This is a genomic window from Leisingera sp. ABM4_103, from assembly GCF_056158685.1.
On sequence record NZ_JBSWTU010000005.1, the window covers coordinates 3,223,242 to 3,240,066 of the forward strand.

13 protein-coding genes are annotated in these 16,825 nt (G+C 63.1%); 4 read left to right on the top strand and 9 right to left on the bottom strand.

Going from position 1 to position 16,825, the window contains the following annotated elements; genetic code table 11:
- The first annotated feature begins 5 nt into the window (after window positions 1-5).
- Both ACXAED_RS17645 and uvrA read left to right on the top strand, forming a co-directional pair.
- Entirely contained in the window at window positions 6-1,175 is a 1,170-nt protein-coding gene (locus ACXAED_RS17645; RefSeq protein WP_475051879.1) for an MFS transporter, read from the top strand.
- A gap of 257 nt (window positions 1,176-1,432) precedes the next feature.
- Entirely contained in the window at window positions 1,433-4,291 is a 2,859-nt protein-coding gene (gene uvrA, locus ACXAED_RS17650; protein ID WP_475051881.1) for an excinuclease ABC subunit UvrA, read from the top strand.
- A 114-nt stretch (window positions 4,292-4,405) separates the two neighbouring features.
- Here uvrA and ACXAED_RS17655 read toward each other — a convergent pair whose 3' ends face one another.
- Window positions 4,406-4,840, bottom strand: coding sequence for an excinuclease ABC subunit A (locus ACXAED_RS17655; RefSeq protein WP_475051882.1), 435 nt, complete (start codon window positions 4,838-4,840; stop codon window positions 4,406-4,408).
- 122 nt (window positions 4,841-4,962) lie between these two features.
- On the opposite strand from ACXAED_RS17655, the gene ACXAED_RS17660 reads away from it, so the two are divergent.
- The gene (locus tag ACXAED_RS17660; RefSeq protein ID WP_475051884.1) at window positions 4,963-5,751 is read left to right on the top strand and encodes a helix-turn-helix domain-containing protein; all 789 of its coding nucleotides are present in this window, start codon (window positions 4,963-4,965) and stop codon (window positions 5,749-5,751) included.
- Here ACXAED_RS17660 and ACXAED_RS17665 read toward each other — a convergent pair.
- The 5 genes from ACXAED_RS17665 to ACXAED_RS17685 form a co-directional block, all read right to left on the bottom strand.
- Window positions 5,748-6,095, bottom strand: a complete 348-nt coding sequence (locus ACXAED_RS17665) for an excinuclease ABC subunit A (RefSeq protein WP_475051886.1) — start codon at window positions 6,093-6,095, stop codon at window positions 5,748-5,750. The genes ACXAED_RS17660 and ACXAED_RS17665 overlap by 4 nt on opposite strands.
- Before the next feature lie 98 nt (window positions 6,096-6,193).
- A complete protein-coding gene (locus tag ACXAED_RS17670) occupies window positions 6,194-7,768 on the bottom strand; it encodes a choice-of-anchor L domain-containing protein (RefSeq protein WP_475051887.1) in 1,575 nt (524 codons plus the stop codon).
- A 218-nt stretch (window positions 7,769-7,986) separates the two neighbouring features.
- Window positions 7,987-8,862: a 3-hydroxyisobutyrate dehydrogenase gene (gene mmsB, locus ACXAED_RS17675; protein ID WP_475051888.1), complete on the bottom strand. Its 876-nt coding sequence runs from the start codon at window positions 8,860-8,862 to the stop codon at window positions 7,987-7,989.
- Entirely contained in the window at window positions 8,859-9,905 is a 1,047-nt protein-coding gene (locus tag ACXAED_RS17680) for an enoyl-CoA hydratase/isomerase family protein (protein WP_475051890.1), read from the bottom strand. The genes mmsB and ACXAED_RS17680 overlap by 4 nt, the downstream gene beginning before the upstream one ends.
- 51 nt (window positions 9,906-9,956) lie before the next feature.
- On the bottom strand, window positions 9,957-11,096 hold the full coding sequence (locus tag ACXAED_RS17685) for an acyl-CoA dehydrogenase family protein (RefSeq protein ID WP_475051893.1): 1,140 nt from the start codon (window positions 11,094-11,096) through the stop codon (window positions 9,957-9,959).
- Window positions 11,097-11,317: 221 nt separating this feature from the next.
- Between ACXAED_RS17685 and ACXAED_RS17690 the strand changes: the two genes are divergently transcribed.
- Window positions 11,318-13,156, top strand: coding sequence for an O-linked N-acetylglucosamine transferase, SPINDLY family protein (locus tag ACXAED_RS17690; RefSeq protein WP_475051895.1), 1,839 nt, complete (start codon window positions 11,318-11,320; stop codon window positions 13,154-13,156).
- A gap of 84 nt (window positions 13,157-13,240) precedes the next feature.
- On the opposite strand, the gene ACXAED_RS17695 is transcribed toward ACXAED_RS17690, so the two are convergent.
- From ACXAED_RS17695 to ACXAED_RS17705, 3 genes are all read right to left on the bottom strand, one after another.
- Window positions 13,241-13,843, bottom strand: coding sequence for a L,D-transpeptidase (locus tag ACXAED_RS17695; RefSeq protein WP_475051898.1), 603 nt, complete (start codon window positions 13,841-13,843; stop codon window positions 13,241-13,243).
- Between the two features lie 147 nt (window positions 13,844-13,990).
- The gene (locus tag ACXAED_RS17700; protein ID WP_475051900.1) at window positions 13,991-15,025 is read right to left on the bottom strand and encodes a fatty acid desaturase; all 1,035 of its coding nucleotides are present in this window, start codon (window positions 15,023-15,025) and stop codon (window positions 13,991-13,993) included.
- 203 nt (window positions 15,026-15,228) lie between these two features.
- The gene (locus ACXAED_RS17705) at window positions 15,229-16,728 is read right to left on the bottom strand and encodes a CoA-acylating methylmalonate-semialdehyde dehydrogenase (RefSeq protein WP_475051903.1); all 1,500 of its coding nucleotides are present in this window, start codon (window positions 16,726-16,728) and stop codon (window positions 15,229-15,231) included.
- Window positions 16,729-16,825 lie beyond the last annotated feature (97 nt).

Genomic DNA, 16,825 nt, shown 5'->3' on the forward strand with positions numbered 1-16,825 from the left:
GACATTTGACGGATGGCGGAAACTCCCGCTGGGGGCTGATCCTGGCGGTTTGGGCCGCGGGGCTGGGGGCCGCGGCGCAATACGGCAAGATCTCCGTGATCTTCGGCCGCATGGGCGAGCTGTATCCGCAGGCGGGCACGGCGCTCAGCTTTTCCGTCTCGCTGGTGGGCACGCTGGGCATTTTGCTGGGGGCGGTGGCGGGGCTGTATGCGTCGGCCTTTGGCTACCGGCGCACGCTGGTCTGGGCGTTGTGGGCCGGGGCGGCGGTGTCTGCCTTGCAGGCGCTGCATCTGCCGTTCGGGCTGTTCCTGGCCACCCGTGTGGTCGAGGGGCTCTCGCACCTCGGCATTGTGGTGGCGGGGCCGGTCCTGATTGCGCAGCTGAGTTCTGACCGGGGCCGTGGGCTGGCGATGACCCTGTGGAGCACGTTCTTTGCCGTCGCCTTTACTTTGCTGGCCTGGGCCGGCCTGCCGCTGGTGCGCGCCTGGGGGCTGCTGGCGCTGTTCGGCGCTCATGCGGCGGTGATGGCAGGGCTGGCGGTTCTGCTCGGCCTGGCCTTGCGCGCAGTTCCCGTGCCAGAGCGGACGCCGCTGCCGCGGCTGGCGGAACTGCCGGGATTGCATCTGCCGGTTTACCGCTCGCCCTGGATTTCGGCGCCTGCTGCGGGCTGGCTGTTCTACACCTGCTGCTTTGTCGCGGTGCTGACTGTGATGCCGCCGTATATCGCAGAGGGGGCGCGCAGTTTCGTGCTGGGGATGATGCCGTTGGCGAGCATTGCGGTTTCGATGACTATTGGAGTTTTCCTGCTGCGGTACCTGCCCGGGGTGCGGCTGGCGCAATTGGGGTTTCTGGCCTGTGCGGCGGCGGCCCTGTGGCTGTGGGCCGTGCCCGGTGCGCCGCTGGCCTGTATCGCCATGGCCGGTGCGATGGGGCTGGTGCAGGGCGGCTCCTTTGCCGCGGTGCCGCAGCTGAATGAAACCGCCGCGTCGCGGGCGCAGGCCAGCGGCGCGATGGCGCAGATGGGCAACCTGGGCAACACGATCGGCACGCCGCTGATGGTTCTGTCGCTGTCGGCGGCGGGATTCGGCGGCATGATGGCTGCGGTTCTGGTGCTGTTTCTATGCGGCGCGGCGGTGCATGTGCTGCTGTCCGCCCGGCGGCGCGCTTTGGCTTAGAGGTACTCCCGCCCGTCACCGGCCCCCGTGGGGGACCGCGTCCCGTTGGGCGTGGCGCCGCGCGATGCGCGGCGCGCCGGATTTCAGGGAAATCCGGACCGGGCAGACACTGCGTTCCGGCTGCTGCCAGCTGCTGTCAGCAAACTTCCTCTTGTTCGCGATATGTTCTTTATGGGGGCTTGGCGTTTCCGATCGCATTCCCTATCTGTAGGGCGTTCGTCCGCCAAGGGTTCGGCGGGCGCGGGTACGGGGGCATTATGGCTGAGCTGAAATCCATCGAAGTGCGCGGCGCGCGCGAGCACAATTTGAAAAGCATCGACGTGGATATTCCGCGCGATGAGCTGGTTGTGATCACCGGCCTGTCCGGCTCGGGCAAGTCGTCCTTGGCGTTCGACACCATCTATGCCGAGGGCCAGCGCCGCTATGTGGAATCGCTGAGCGCCTATGCCCGCCAGTTCCTCGACATGATGGAAAAGCCGGATGTGGACCACATCAGCGGTCTGTCCCCGGCGATTTCGATTGAACAGAAGACGACCTCCAAGAATCCGCGCTCCACCGTGGGCACGGTGACCGAGATCTATGACTACCTGCGACTGCTGTTTGCCCGTGCCGGCACGCCGTACAGCCCGGCCACTGGGCTGCCGATTGAGGCGCAGCAGGTGCAGGACATGGTCGACCGGATCATGGAGATGGAGGAAGGCACCCGCGGCTATCTGCTGGCGCCGATCGTCCGCGACCGCAAGGGCGAGTACAAGAAGGAATTCCTGGAGCTGCGCAAGCAGGGTTTCCAGCGGGTGAAAGTGGACGGCGAGTTCTATGAGCTCGACGAGCCGCCCGTGCTGGACAAGAAGTTCCGCCATGACATCGACGTGGTGGTCGACCGCCTGGTGGTGCGCGAAGGCATGGAGACGCGGCTGGCGGATTCGCTTCGCACCGCGCTGGACCTTGCTGACGGTATTGCCATTCTGGAGACCGCGCCCAAGGAGGGCGATCCCGAACGCATCACATTCAGCGAGAATTTCGCCTGCCCGGTCAGTGGTTTCACCATCCCCGAGATTGAGCCGCGGCTGTTCTCCTTCAACGCGCCCTTCGGGGCCTGCCCGCAGTGCGACGGCCTGGGGGTGGAGCTGTTCTTTGACGAGCGGCTGGTGGTGCCGGATCAGTCGCTGAAGGTCTATGACGGTGCGCTGGCGCCCTGGCGCAAGGGCAAGTCGCCCTACTTCCTGCAGACCATCGAGGCCATCGCGAAGCATTACCAGTTCGACAAGAACACCGCATGGAAGGATCTGCCCGAGAAGGTGCAGAAGGTGTTCCTTTATGGCTCGGGCGAGGAGGAGATCCTGTTCCGCTATGACGAAGGCGGCCGGGTTTACCAGGTGGAGCGCACCTTTGAGGGCGTGATCCCGAACATGGAGCGGCGCTACCGCGAGACCGATTCCAACTGGATCCGCGAGGAATTCGAGCGGTACCAGAACAACCGTCCCTGCCACCACTGCGAGGGCTACCGGCTGCGGGATGAAGCGCTGGCGGTCAAGATCGCCGGGGTGCATGTGGGGCAGGTGGTGCAGAAGTCGATCCGCGAAGCACTGGCCTGGATCGAGGATGTGCCGAACCATCTGAGCCAGCAGAAGCAGGAGATCGCCCGCGCCATCGTTAAAGAAATCCGCGAGCGGCTGGGCTTCCTGAACAACGTGGGGCTGGAGTATCTGACCCTGAGCCGGAATTCCGGCACGCTGTCGGGGGGCGAGAGCCAGCGTATCCGCCTGGCCTCGCAGATCGGCTCCGGCCTGACCGGGGTTCTTTATGTGCTGGACGAGCCCTCTATCGGTTTGCACCAGCGCGATAATGACCGGCTGATCGGCACCCTCAAGAACCTGCGCGATCAGGGCAACACCGTGATCGTGGTGGAACATGACGAGGACATGATCCGGCAGGCGGACTACGTCTTTGACATCGGCCCCGGCGCCGGGGTGCATGGCGGCGAGGTGGTGAGCCACGGCACGCCGCAGGCGATTGCCTCGGACGCAGGCTCGATCACCGGCCAGTATCTGGCGGGGACGCGGGAAATTGCGGTGCCGGGCAAGCGGCGCAAGGGCAACAAGAAGAAGATCAAGGTGGTCAAGGCCACCGGGAACAACCTGAAAGAGGTGACGGCGGAGTTCCCGCTGGGCAAGTTTGTTTGCGTGACCGGCGTGTCGGGCGGCGGCAAGTCGACGCTGACCATCGAGACGCTGTTCAAGACCGCCTCGATGCGCCTGAACGGCGCGCGCCAGACGCCCGCGCCCTGCGAAAGCATCAAGGGGCTGGAGCATCTGGACAAGGTGATCGACATTGACCAGCGCCCGATCGGCCGCACGCCGCGGTCGAACCCGGCGACCTACACCGGGGCCTTCACACCGATCCGCGACTGGTTTGCCGGCCTGCCGGAGGCAAAGGCGCGGGGGTATAAACCGGGGCGGTTCTCCTTCAACGTCAAGGGCGGGCGCTGCGAGGCATGTCAGGGCGATGGTGTGATCAAGATCGAGATGCACTTTTTGCCCGACGTCTATGTGACCTGCGAGACCTGCAAGGGCGCGCGCTATAACCGTGAGACGCTGGAGATCAAGTTCAAGGGCAAGAGCATTGCCGATGTGCTGGATATGACGGTCGAGGATGCGCAGGAGTTTTTCCAGGCGGTGCCGGCGATCCGCGACAAAATGGATGCGCTGATGCGGGTGGGCCTTGGCTATATCAAGGTGGGCCAGCAGGCGACGACGCTGTCGGGCGGCGAGGCGCAGCGGGTGAAACTGTCCAAGGAGCTGTCGAAACGCTCGACCGGGCGGACGCTGTACATTCTCGATGAGCCGACCACTGGCCTGCATTTCGAGGATGTGAAGAAGCTTCTGGAAGTGCTGCACGAGCTGGTGGAGCAGGGCAACTCGGTTGTGGTGATCGAGCACAATCTGGATGTGATCAAGACCGCGGACTGGATCATCGACATCGGCCCGGAGGGCGGCGATGGCGGCGGTGAGATCGTGGCGGCGGGCACGCCGGAGGCGGTGGCCGATGAGCCGCGCAGCCATACCGGGCGCTACTTGAAGGACATTCTGGCGGCGCGGAAGGTGGCGGCGGAATAAGGGCGGGGCGTTGCGCCGCATTAAAGGGCGGGGGGCGCTGCCCCTCTTGGCCTTTGGCCAATTCACCCCGGAGTATTTCAGGAATGATGAAAGGGGGCTGATACGCCCCCTTTCTTATGCGGGTTGCGCTGCTGACGGGCGGGCCAGCAGCAGCGGCACCAGGAACAGGGCGAGGAAGGCCGAGTTCATCACCACATTGAACCAGGCGCCGGCGGCGAGGGAGCCGAGGCTGTCGGGAATGTACCAGGCTAAGAGCGCCGGGATAAGGAGACGGCGGCCCAGGGGCGGGTTGGCAGAGTAGACATGCTCTGTCACCAGGTAAATCAGCGCGCAGAAGCCGCACAGCAAGCCGCCGCTGATGGCGGTCATAAGAGACGCGGGGCCGGGTTCCAGCCTCTGCCCGCCATCCAAGGGCAGAAAGGCCAGGTCCAGAAAGAAACCGAGGGCCTGTGAGAGCGGTGTGGCCAGTGCCAGCACCATGGCGAGGCCGAAGGCGGCGGAGAGCACCGCGGCGGTTTTGAGCCAGCGGACGGAAGCGGAGCGGGTCATTGGGACCTCCTGTATTGAACTGGCCTTAGCCTGCGGGCAGAGGGGGAGTGAATTCAATTACCTTGGAGGTAAGTGTTTCCAGCAGCTCTTGGTGTAGAGTGGATCAAAGGCAGGAGGCAGCGATGGCGGCAGCATTTGGCGGGGCTTTGAAGAAATGGCGGCAGGTCCGGCGCTTGAGCCAGATGGAACTGGCGCTGAGCGCCGGAGTGTCGCCGCGGCATCTGTCGTTTCTGGAAACCGGGCGGGCGCAGCCCAGCCGGGGCATGGTGCTGCGGCTAAGCGATGAGCTGCAGGTGCCTGCCGCGGCCCGCAATCAGCTGCTGACAGCGGCAGGCCTGGCGCCGGCCTATTTGCAGCGGCCGCTGGAGGATGAGGAGCTGGCACCGCTGTGGCAGGCTGCGGAACAGATGCTGGCGGGCCATGAGCCGTTTCCGGCGATGGTTCTTGGCCGCCATTGGCAGCTGCTGCGCCTGAACCGGGCAGCGGCGATGATGCTGGACGCAACTGGGCTGAAACCCGGTGACAGCCTGATAGAAGCGCTGCTGGAGAACGCAGCGCTGCGGGCGGCGCTGGACAATCTGGAAGACGTCGAACGGCACAGCCTGGCGCGGCTTCGGACCGAACTGGCCCACTTTGGGGCCGATCCGGTATTGGAACAGGCGATAGAACGGCTGCAGCGGAATGTGACGGCGGCAGCGCTGTGCGAAGGCTTGCTGCCCGCGGTGATCCCGGCCCGCTACCGTCTGGACGGGCAGGTGCTGTCGTTCTTTTCCACCATCACCCAGTTCGGCGGCACCGGCGATCTGGCGATGACGGAACTGCGTATCGAGATGCTGTTCCCGGCCGATGAGGGCACGCGGACGGCTATGAAAATGATGGCCGGGCAGCGGGCCGCCCGCTCTGCCACTTAGTTTTTCAGCTCAAACTCAGCGCCGATCAGGCGCAGCACTTTATGCGTTTCCCGGTTGACCTGGTACACATAGCCGCCTGCCTGAACATAGCTGCCGTAGGGGTCCGGCGCCCAGCCGCCGGGCTTGCCGATAAAGGTATAGTTGTCCAGGATGTGGTCGCCGCGCCGGTAGAATTTCTTGGCCTGGCCCGGCGGCACGCAATAGCCGGACTTCTTGGCCATGACATGCGGGCACTGGAAGCTTGCCTGCAGCGGGGTGTCAAAACCATTGCCGGCCGCCAGCGGAATCGCCACCGCACAGGCGGCGGCAAGAACGGTGAGGGGAACAAGGTGACGGCGTACCATTTACAGCGGATCCTTTCTTCGCTGCCCTCCAAATAACCGCCCGTGCGGCAATTCCAAGAGCACACGCAAAGGGGTGGCGGCAGGCTGCCGGTTGCCGCTTACGCGGCGGCAATAACCCGCGCTTCGAAGCTGCGCAGCGACAGCCGGGCCGCGGCGCCGCAGCCGCGGCCGGTTTTTGCGCAAAGATCCGGGAACAACTCGCGGATTTCCGCCTGCGTTTCCGCATCAAAGCCCTCGGCCGTTTCCGGACCGGGCTGATAGCTCTCGCTGAGGGCGCCGTTGGCCCAGAGAATCTGGTGGCTGCCGAACAGCAAGTGGAAATACTCCGCCTGCGCCAGATCCAGCGCCGGGCGGATGGTCTTGTCGTTGACCAGGTCCTTGGCCTTTACCAGCACTTCGTTTTCGCCGAACAGCAGCTCCGCCAGCGGTCCGGACACCACCATCCGGTGCTGGGGCGAGACATAGAGGTCGCGGGTGTTGCCGAAGCTGCCCGCGGCAAAGCGGATCGGGGCGGTGCCGGGCGTGCAATCGGTGCGGCAGCTGCCGATCCATTGCAACCTCTGGGGGCCATTGTCGTAGGTCAGAACTTCCATGCCGGGGCGCAGGTCCTCGACCGCGATCTCGCCGCCTGGAACCCGGATCATGGTGCCACGCAGGAAACAGGGTACCGTCTGGTTGATCTCCACCAGACCGGTGTCCGAATTGCCCTGGCCGTTGTCCGCCGTGTAATTGAAATAGACGGTTTCCAGGTCGCCGTCAGTGACGACAGTCAGGGTGCCGTCGTCATTCAGGGTGATTTCCTGGCCGGTCGTCAGGGTGACCGTATCGCCGGCGGAAACCGCCTGATCGTTGATATGGGTGATGGTCAGAGTGCCGCCGGCAGCGGTGCTGTCGTTTTCCAGGACATCAATAACCCTGGTTTTGTTGACCGCGATGTCTTCCTGGTCACCCTGTGCGACCACGGCGGTCTGCACTGAGCCGCCGGCAATCAGCAGGTTGGAGTCGTAGCTGCTGTCGGAGGTGTCGGCGACACCGATCTTGAGGGTATTGGTCTCGCCTGCATTCACCGGGGCGACGAAGGTCAGGGTGATGGTGAAGCCGTCCATTTCAGTGTTGAACTGGTCACCGGTATTGTCGACGTAGATGTTTTCAGTGCCGCCGTTGATATTACCGATCGAGGCGGTGCCGTCGCCGATGGACACTTGGGCTTCAACCCCGTTCACCCAGACGCCGACGACGTCGTTGTACTGGGAGTTGATGAACTCGGGGTATTCCTCCGACGAGAGCACGAAGTCGATGGTCAGCGTGTCGCCGTCCGGGATGAACTCGATCTCCATGAAGGAGGCGTCGCGGGTGGCGGCACCGGCCAGGGCATCAAAGTCGGCGTCCCGGTCTACGCCGGAGGTGTTGGTGCTGGTGTTGGCGCGGACATTGGTATTGGCGGAGCCGTCACTGTTGGTGAAGTCACGGGCATAGCCGGTCGACAGGATCACCCCTGAGTCCGCGGGCGCAACGCCGGGCGTGCTGGTGTCGGCGCCCGAATAGATGCCGGATGACAGATCATCGCCGCTGTAGCTGGCGCTGGTGACGGTGACGCCGTCGCCAAAGATCTCCTCCGCCATCTGGGTGGCGGTGGCGGAAGTGTTGATGTTCAGTTCCGTTGCCGTGGCCATTTCGGGCTTCTTGCCTCCGGGTGTGCAAGGATTTGCGGTTGCTTACCGGAATGGTGCCGAACTTGGACAGAACTGTGGCAGGCTGGTGCCCGAAATCTGGAGTTTACTCGAATTTTAAGGGCATTGTCGAAGACCAGAAGAAAAAGGCAGCCTGTTCCGGGCTGCCTTTCAAAGCGTCGTGCCGGCTGCCAGAGGGCTGCCGGTGCGGTCAAGTCCCCTCAGCTCTCCCGGCTGCGCTTTTCAAAGCGGGGCAGCATTGCGGAGAAGTCCATGCCCTTGCCGTCTTCTTCCTCGACGAATTTCTTGTAGAGCGCCATGGCCAGTTCGCCCATCGGGGTGTCGGCGTCGGCGCTCGCGGCTGCCTGCTGGCTGAGGCCCAGATCCTTGAGCATCAGCTCGGCCGCGAAACCCGGCTGGTAGTTGTTGTCGGCCGGCGATTGAGGGCCGACACCGGGGGCCGGGCAGTAGGCGTTCATGGTCCAGCTGTAGCCCGAGGAGGTGGAAACCACGTCGAACATTTTCTGCCGGTCCAGTCCCAGCTTGTCGGCCAGCGCAAAGGCCTCGCAGGTGGCGATCATGGTGACGCCGAGGATCATGTTGTTGCAGATCTTGGCGGCCTGGCCGGCGCCGGCCTCGCCGCAATGCACCGCCTTCTGGCCCATGATATCGAACAGCGGTTCCGCTGCGGCAAACGCCTCTGCCGAGCCGCCTGCCATGAAGGTCAGGGTGCCGCCCGCCGCGCCGCCGATACCGCCGGAGACCGGCGCGTCCACGAACATGAGCCCTGCGTCCGCGGCCTGTCCGGCCACCGCGCGGGCGGATTCCACGTCGACGGTGGAGCAGTCGATGAAATTGGCGCCCTTGGCCATGGCCGGGATCAGCTCATCGGCAACCGAGCGCAGGATGGCGCCGTTGGGCAGCATGGTGATCACGGCATCAGCGCCGGCTGCGGCCTCGGCACCGGAGGCGGCCATCGTCACGCCCTCGATGCTGACATCGGCCATGTCAAAGCCGGTCACCTCGTGGCCTGCCTTTGCCAGGTTTGCGGCCATCGGGCCGCCCATGTTGCCAAGTCCGATAAATCCGATCTTCATGCGAGTTCCTCCTCAAATGTCAGCGCATCCGCGCCGAGCGGCGCCAGCATGTCCTCCACCGCTGATGCGGGCACTGCCTCGCCGGCGTATTGCCACTGCGGATTGCGGTCCTTGTCAATGATCTGGGCGCGGATGCCTTCCAGAAAATCGCCCTTTTCCATCGCGCGGTAGGTATAGCGGTATTCCAGGTCCAGTGCGCGGCGGATGGCGGGGCCATCGGCGCGCAGGCGGCGCAGCATCGCCAGGGTGCAGGCCATCGACAGCGGAGAGTTGCGGTTCAGGGATTTCAGCGCAGCAGCAGCAAATTCGCTGCCGTCTGCCTCAAGACCCTGCAGGATGTCTTCCAGGCTGTCCTTGCCGAAATGCTTGGCGGCATCCTCGCGGACCGCGCGCAGCTTGCCTTCGGGGGCGGGTTTGGCGGCGTCCTCTACCAGTTTGGCGGCGCCGGTCTCTTCCAGCCCGGCAATCAGCGTGGGCCATTGGTCCTGCGGAATGAAATAGTCGGCAAAGCCTGCGAGGATCGCGTCATCCGCGCCCATCCGCGCCGCCGTCATGCCGAGGTATTCGCCCAGGTGATCCGGCGCCAGCGCCAGCATCAGCGAACCGCCCACATCCGGCACCAGCCCGATGCCGACCTCGGGCATGGCGATCTGGCTGCTTTCGCCGACCACCCGGTGGGTGCCGTGGCAGCCGATGCCGACGCCGCCGCCCATGGTGAAGCCCTGCATGAAGCTGATCACCGGCTTCTTGTACTCAAAAATCCGCGCGTTCAGACGGTATTCATCGCGCCAGAAGGTGCGGCCATAGGAATAGTCGCCCTTGGTGCCGGTGTCATAAAGCTCGGCAATATCGCCGCCCGCGCAAAAGGCCTTGTCGCCCTCGGCGTCAATCACCACCAGCTTGACGGTGTCATCGCCGGCCCAGTCGCGCATGGCGGCGTCGATGGCCATGCACATGTCATAGCTCATCGCGTTCAGCGCCTTGGGGCGGGTAAAAGTGATGCGGCCGGCCTGGCCGGATTTGCGGATATGGATATCACTCATCGGGCGTGCTCCGTCAGTATGTGTTGCCGCGGGCAGTGTGCTGATTGCAGGTTACTCTGCAATCAGCTGGCGCGCGACGATCAGGCGCATGATCTCGTTGGTGCCTTCCAGGATCTGGTGCACCCGCAGGTCGCGCACGATCTTCTCGACGCCGTAGTCGGCCAGGTAGCCGTAGCCGCCGTGCAGCTGCAGGCAGCCGTTGGCGACGTCAAAGGCGGTGTCGGTGACCATCAGCTTGGCCATGGCGCAGAACTTGGTGGCGTCATGCGCACCGGTGTCCAGTTTCCAAGCCGCCTGGCGCAGGAAGGTGCGGGCGGCCTGCAAGCGGGTTTCATATTCCGCCAGCCGGAACTGCAGCGCCTGGAACTGGTTGATGGATTTGCCAAAGGCCTTGCGCTCGGACATGTACTGCACGGTCTGGTCCAGCGCCGCCTGGGCGCCGCCCAGAGCACCGGCCGAGATGTTCAGGCGGCCGCCGTCGAGACCCGCCATGGCGTAGGAGAAACCTTTGCCTTCCTCGCCGATCAGGTTGTCCGCGGGGATCGCGCAATCATCGAACTGCACCTGCGAGGTGGGCTGAGCCTTCCAGCCCATCTTGTCCTCCAGCGCGCCGAAGGAGAGGCCCGGGTTGCCGTCCTCGACCACCACGGTGGAGATCCCCTTGGGACCGTCTTCGCCGGTGCGGCACATCACGACATAGGCGTCGGAGTAGGAGCCGCCGGAGATGAACGCCTTGGTGCCGTTCAGCGTGTAGCCTTCATTGGTGCGCTCGGCGCGGGTTTTCAGCGCCGCAGCGTCCGAGCCCGAGCCCGGCTCAGTCAGGCAATAGGAGAAGATCTTCTCCATCGAGCACAGGCTGGGCAGCCACTTCTGCTTGGTCTCTTCCGAGCCGAACTTGTCGATCATGCCGCCGCACATGTTGTGGATCGACAGGAAGGAGCCGACCGCCGGGTCAGCCATCGCCAGCGCTTCGAACACCAGAGTGGCGTCGAGGCGCGAAAGACCGGATCCGCCGTATTCCTCTGAGACGTACAGGCCGCCAAAGCCAAGCTCTGCCAGTTGCGGCCACAGGGATTTGGGGATGGTGCCAGCCTTTTCCCACTCACGGGAATGCGGCGCGATGTTCTCTTGGCCAAAGGCTTGGGCCATGTCGAAGATGGCCTGCTGTTCCTCTGTGAGTGCGAAATCCATGTTCAGCTCCTCCCGTCGCGCAATGAATTGAACAGTTGTTTATTTAATAGCGCCGGCAGGACGTTGAGGCAAGCTGCGCAAATGCAAAGCCGCCGTGCAGCAATGCCGCAGGGCGGCGCGCGCTTGATGAGGAGAATGTTAAGAAACTTCGGCGAAACTCTGTCTCAAACCGATCACTCGCAGGTAAATCCTGCCGGGGCATTCCAAAAGGAGTAAACGCAGTGTCGAATTCAGGGGCGCAGCATTTTCTGGCTTCAGAGCAAAACGGGGCTGGCCGCAGCCCCACCGGTGAGCCGGACTTCGCCAATGCGGTGACCAGCAATCTGCGGGCCAATTTCGCGATGGATATTCGGCATGGTATGATGGGCGTCCGGGACGCCTCGCCCCAGGAACATGCAGAACAGCTGCGAAAGCTCGCCACCCGGTTGGCGGTGGAAGGCAAGCGCACGGATGCGGTCTATCTGCTCAAGCAGGCGCTGGAACTGGACCCCAAGAACCGATTGGTCCACACCACACTCGGGGAAGTTCTGGAACTGATGGGGCTGCCTGAAAAAGCAATCCTGCATCACGTCGACGCGCTGCGCCTTGAGCCGAACAATCCGGAATGCCTGGCCTATATCGGAAGTTATCTGATGCGGGTTTCGCAAGACGAAGAAGCAATCAACTATTTCCAGGATACGCTGAAATTCGATCCGTCCAACGACGTTGTCTTTGCCCGCCTGATGTATCTGAAGCGGCGCCAGTGCGATTGGACGGATGTAGGCAAGGCGCTGAAAAGGGTCAAGAACCACTCCAAGAGCACCACCTCTGTCGACCCGTTCTCATTTCTGAGCATCGTGGACGATCCTGAAATTCAGATGAACCACTCGATCAAGGCGGCCAGCGCACAGAAGTTGCGCAACTTCGACACTGGCGGTTTCACGGCGCCTTTGGCCAAGTCCGGCAAAATCAAGATCGGGTATTTCTCCTGCGACTTCCTGGATCACGCCACCATGTACCTGATTGGCCGGATGCTGGAGATGCACGACCGCAGCCGGTTCGAAATCTACATCTACGACTACGGCGCAATGACCGACCAGGACGGCCGCCAGCGGGCCGAAGACGCGGCGGATGTCTACCGGCAGATTTCGGGGATGCCCAGCGAAACGATTACCGCTATGGCCCGCGAAGACGGCCTTGATATCGCGGTGGATTTGAAGGGGCATACAAACGGAAACCGGATCAATCTGTTTGATCACCGCCTGGCGCCCATTCAGGTCTCTTACCTCGGTTACCCGGGAACCAGCGGCGTTGAGGCGATGGATTACATGGTTGCAGACCCGATCGTCGTGCCGCCGAAGTACCGCAGGTTCTATACCGAAAAAGTCCTTTATATGCCCGATTGCTACCAGTCCAACGACGACCGGCGGAAGGCGTCCGAATTCAAGCCCACACGGGCAGACATGGGCTTGCCGGAAAACGGTGTGGTGTTCTGCTCCTTCAACAGCCCCTACAAGGTTTCGCCGGACGAGTTCGGTATCTGGATGAAGCTTCTGAAGCTTGTACCGGGCAGCGTGCTCTGGTTTTACGCGGCTAATGGTGCGGTGCAGAAGAATATCCGCGCCGAAGCCAAGAAGCGCGGCGTCAATCCGGAGCGCGTTGTCTTTGCCGGTCATGCAGAGCAGGAAGACCACCTGGCCCGCCTGCCGCTGGCGGACATCTTCCTGGATACGTTCAATGTGAATGCCCACACCACGGCAAGTGACGCACTTTGGGCCGGCGTGCCGGTGGTGACCAAGATCGGCAAGCAGTTTGCCGCACGTGTTGCTGCCAGCCTGCTGCACTCAACCGGTCTGGATGAGCTGACGGCGGCGACGCCGAACCAGTATCAGGCACTGGCCCTGAAACTTGCACGCGATCCGGAATATCTGGCGGATGTGAAGGCCCGCGTGAAGGAGGGCATCCGTAATGGCCCGTTGTATGACACTGAGACCTTCACACGGAACTACGAGGCGCTGATGGAAAAAGCCGTGGCGCGCTTTGATGCCGGGTTGAAGCCTGACCACATAAGCCTGGGCTAAGGCCGGGCGGTAACAAAGAAGGGGCGCGGATAACTCCTCGCCCCTTCTTTCTGCAGGAAGCTTAGCTCTTGCGGGGTTCCCGGATTAGAGCAGCCGGACCTGGGTGCCGACTTGCACCAGCTCATACAGTTCTTCGACGTGCTGATTATAAAGACCGATGCAGCCGGAGGAGCTTTGGCGGCCGATCTTGCGGGTGTCGTGGGTGCCGTGCACCAGGTAGGCGGGCCAGTCCAGGTACATTGCCCGGGTGCCCAGCGGGTTGCCCGGGGCGCCGCCTTCGATGCGGACCGGCAGCGTCGGGTCGCGCTCGCGCATCGACTGGGTCGGGGTCCAGCTGGGGTTCTCCGCCTTGCGCACGATTTTGGAGTAGCCGCGCTTGGTCAGATCTTCTGTCATCGGTACTGAGGAAGGGAACAGGCGGTAGGTCTCTCCGTCCGGGCCCCAGTAATGCAGGGCGCGGGAGCTTATGTCGGCCAGCAGGCAACCGGCGCCGAGCTGGTCAAAATGATCCTGCCAGTCCTGCTGTGAGAACGCGGAGACATTGCGCTGAACCGGAACCTCCTCACGGATGGCCGGTTCGTTCTGCGGGAAGGCGTCTGTCGACTGCGCGCGCAGGATGGCCGGGGTGGCCAGGGTCGCGCCCAGGCCCATCAGGGTGGCGCGGCGGGTGATGCGGAGTTTTGTCATTTTTCATCTACCGTGCTGCTCAAAAACTCCGGGCAAGATAATCACCCGCACGGGAATTTCCAGAGGTGTCAAAGAGCTGCGGCAGCGCTTCACGTGTTTGTGTAGAGCCGGGCGGCAAGATCTTGCCGCCCGGCGCCGGTCAGGGCGTCAGGCGTAAAGCTTGCGGGCCTGGGCAAAGGAAAGCAGGCGGCAGCTGTCTTCATCCCAGAGGTGCAGACGCGCATTGGCCAGGCTTTCGCGGATGGTCATGCGGTTGCCCTCCGCCAGCTCTGCGTGGTCGCGCAGCACTTCGGTCAGGCGGTAGAACGGGATACGGCTGTAAAGATGGTGCACGTGGTGAATGCCGATATTGGCGCTGAGCCATTGCAGAACCGGCGGCAGCACGTAGTGCGAGCTGCCGTGCAGGGCGGCGTCATGCAGCTGCCAGTCCTCATCCTGCGTCCACTGGGTGGTCTCGAACTGGTGCTGCACATAGAACAGCCACAGGCCGGCAGTGGCGGCGATCAGGGTGGCGGGCAGGAAAATCAGCAGCAGCGGCATCAGGCCGCCGAAATACCAGATCAGCCCCAGCGCCGCGAGGATCGACGCATTGGTGCCCATAGCGCTGATCCAATAGCGCGCCTGCCCGGTCAGGCCGTAGGGAATGCGGTTCTGCAGGAAGAACAGGTATCCGGGGCCGATACCGAACAGGGTCACCGGGTGGCGGTAAAGCCGGTAGACCAGCCGCTCCCAGCGGCTGGCGGCGCGGTATTCGGCGACGGTCATGGTGTGAATGTCGCCCATGCCGCGCTTGCCGAGGTTGCCGTGGGTGCTGTGGTGGATCGAATGGGTTCGGCGCCAGACGTCATAGGGTGTAAGCGTCAGCACCCCGATGATGCGGCCCACCCAGTCGCTGACATGGCGGTTGGTGAAGAAGGAGCCGTGGCCGCAGTCGTGCTGGATGGTGAACAGGCGCAGCAGGAAGGCTGCGATACAGACGGATAGCGCGAGGGTCAGCCAGTAGCTGACCGAGAGCGACCACCAGGCCAAGGCCCAGAGCAGCAGGAAGGGGACCACCGTCACCGCCAGTTCGAAAGCACTGCGCAGGTGGCTGGGTTCGCGGTATTGGGCCAGGATCTTGACCCAGTCGCGGGCGGTTCTTGCAGCCGTCTTCGGCTGGTTCGGGTCGGGTGTCTTGCTCATGCGCCTGCCGTCTGTTTGTCCGTTGCTGACCGGATAGACGAGTTACGCGGCGGAACAAGGGAAATTTGGCCGAAATCCTTATTTTTAACCCCGACCGTGCCGGTAAAAGCGCCGCCCGTCGTGGTGGCGGGTCTGCACTAGGCTGCCCCAACAGAAAAAGGCCCCGGAAAATCCGGGGCCTTTTCTCATTTTCAGGCAGTGGGTTAGTCCATTGCCTTGAAGTTGAACTCGCCGCCTTCCTTGATACCCGAGGGCCAGCGGGAGGTCACGGTTTTGGTGCGGGTATAGAACTTGAAGCTATCCGGGCCATGCTGGTTCAGGTCGCCGAACATCGACTTTTTCCAGCCGCCGAAGGTGTGGTAGGCCAGCGGCACCGGGATCGGCACGTTGATGCCCACCATGCCAATGTTCACACGGCTGGCGAAGTCACGCGCGGTGTCGCCGTCACGGGTGAAGATCGCGGTGCCGTTGCCGTACTCGTGGTCCATCGCCAGCTTCAACGCTTCCTCGTAAGTGCCTGCACGCACAGTGGAAAGCACCGGGCCGAAGATCTCCTGCTTGTAGATGTCCATGTCCGGGGTCACCCGGTCGAACAGGTGCGCACCGACAAAGAAGCCGTCTTCATAGCCTTGCAGTTTGAAGTCGCGGTTGTCGACAACCAGTTCCGCGCCCTGGTCGACGCCGGACTGGATCAGGCCCAGGATACGTTCCTTGGCGGCCGCGGTCACAACCGGGCCCAGGTCGACGTCGTCGCCTGCGGTGTAGGGGCCGACTTTCAGTTTCTCGATGCGCGGGATCAGCTTTTCGATCAGTTTGTCGGCGGTTTCCTCGCCAACCGGAACCGCAACCGAGATCGCCATGCAGCGTTCGCCGGCCGCGCCGAAACCTGCACCGACCAGCGCGTCCGCGGCCTGATCCAGATCGGCGTCGGGCATCACGATCATGTGGTTCTTGGCGCCGCCGAAGCACTGGGCGCGCTTGCCGTTGGCGGTGGCGCGGGAATAGATGTACTGCGCAATCGGGGTGGAGCCCACAAAGGACACGCCCTGGATGATTTCGCTGTCCAGAATTGTGTCAACCGCCTCGCGGTCGCCGTTCACAACTTGGAAAACGCCTTCGGGCAGGCCTGCTTCGACGAACAGCTCGGCCAGCATCAGGGGCACGGAGGGGTCGCGCTCGGACGGTTTCAGCACCACGGCGTTGCCGCAGGCCAGCGCCGGGCCGACATGCCACAGCGGCATCATGGCCGGGAAGTTGAACGGCATGATCGAGCCGACAACGCCCAGCGGCTGGCGCATCGAATACATGTCGATGCCGGGGCCTGCGCTGTCGGTGAATTCACCCTTCAGCATCTGCGGCGCGCCGACGCAGTATTCGATCACTTCCAGGCCGCGCTGCAGGTCGCCCTTGGCGTCCGGGATGGTCTTGCCGTGCTCGCGGGAGAGCGCCTCGGCCAGATTGTCCATGTCGCGGTTCATCAGGCCAACCATCGCCATCATCACACGGGCGCGCTTCTGCGGGTTGGTGGCGCCCCAGGCGGGCTGCGCCGCCGCGGCTTTTTCGATGGCGTCGGTGGTTTCAGCAACGCTTGCCATCGGGCATTTGTACTGCACTTCGCCGGTTGCCGGGTTGAAAACATCGTCAAAACGGCCCGAGGTGCCGGAGACAATCTTGCCGTTGATAAAGTGGCCGAGTTCTTTCATCGGATCCTCCTCTGTTCATCTTGCCGTAATCCTAGGCTTGCAAAAAACATCGGAAAAGAGGAAAGATTTCAAAGAGGCTTTGCAGGAACGCAAAAGG

Bases quoted from the DNA above. Each gene is read 5' to 3' on its own strand.
- ACXAED_RS17660 (WP_475051884.1), top strand. From the start codon at position 4,963: ATGGCGGCAGCATTTGGCGGGGCTTTGAAGAAATGGCGGCAGGTCCGG.
- ACXAED_RS17705 (WP_475051903.1), bottom strand. From the start codon at position 16,728: ATGAAAGAACTCGGCCACTTTATCAACGGCAAGATTGTCTCCGGCACC.
- ACXAED_RS17700 (WP_475051900.1), bottom strand. From the start codon at position 15,025: ATGAGCAAGACACCCGACCCGAACCAGCCGAAGACGGCTGCAAGAACC.
- ACXAED_RS17655 (WP_475051882.1), bottom strand. From the start codon at position 4,840: ATGACCCGCTCCGCTTCCGTCCGCTGGCTCAAAACCGCCGCGGTGCTC.
- ACXAED_RS17685 (WP_475051893.1), bottom strand. From the start codon at position 11,096: ATGGATTTCGCACTCACAGAGGAACAGCAGGCCATCTTCGACATGGCC.
- ACXAED_RS17665 (WP_475051886.1), bottom strand. From the start codon at position 6,095: ATGGTACGCCGTCACCTTGTTCCCCTCACCGTTCTTGCCGCCGCCTGT.
- mmsB (WP_475051888.1), bottom strand. From the start codon at position 8,862: ATGAAGATCGGATTTATCGGACTTGGCAACATGGGCGGCCCGATGGCC.
- ACXAED_RS17670 (WP_475051887.1), bottom strand. From the start codon at position 7,768: ATGGCCACGGCAACGGAACTGAACATCAACACTTCCGCCACCGCCACC.
- ACXAED_RS17695 (WP_475051898.1), bottom strand. From the start codon at position 13,843: ATGACAAAACTCCGCATCACCCGCCGCGCCACCCTGATGGGCCTGGGC.
- ACXAED_RS17680 (WP_475051890.1), bottom strand. From the start codon at position 9,905: ATGAGTGATATCCATATCCGCAAATCCGGCCAGGCCGGCCGCATCACT.
- uvrA (WP_475051881.1), top strand. From the start codon at position 1,433: ATGGCTGAGCTGAAATCCATCGAAGTGCGCGGCGCGCGCGAGCACAAT.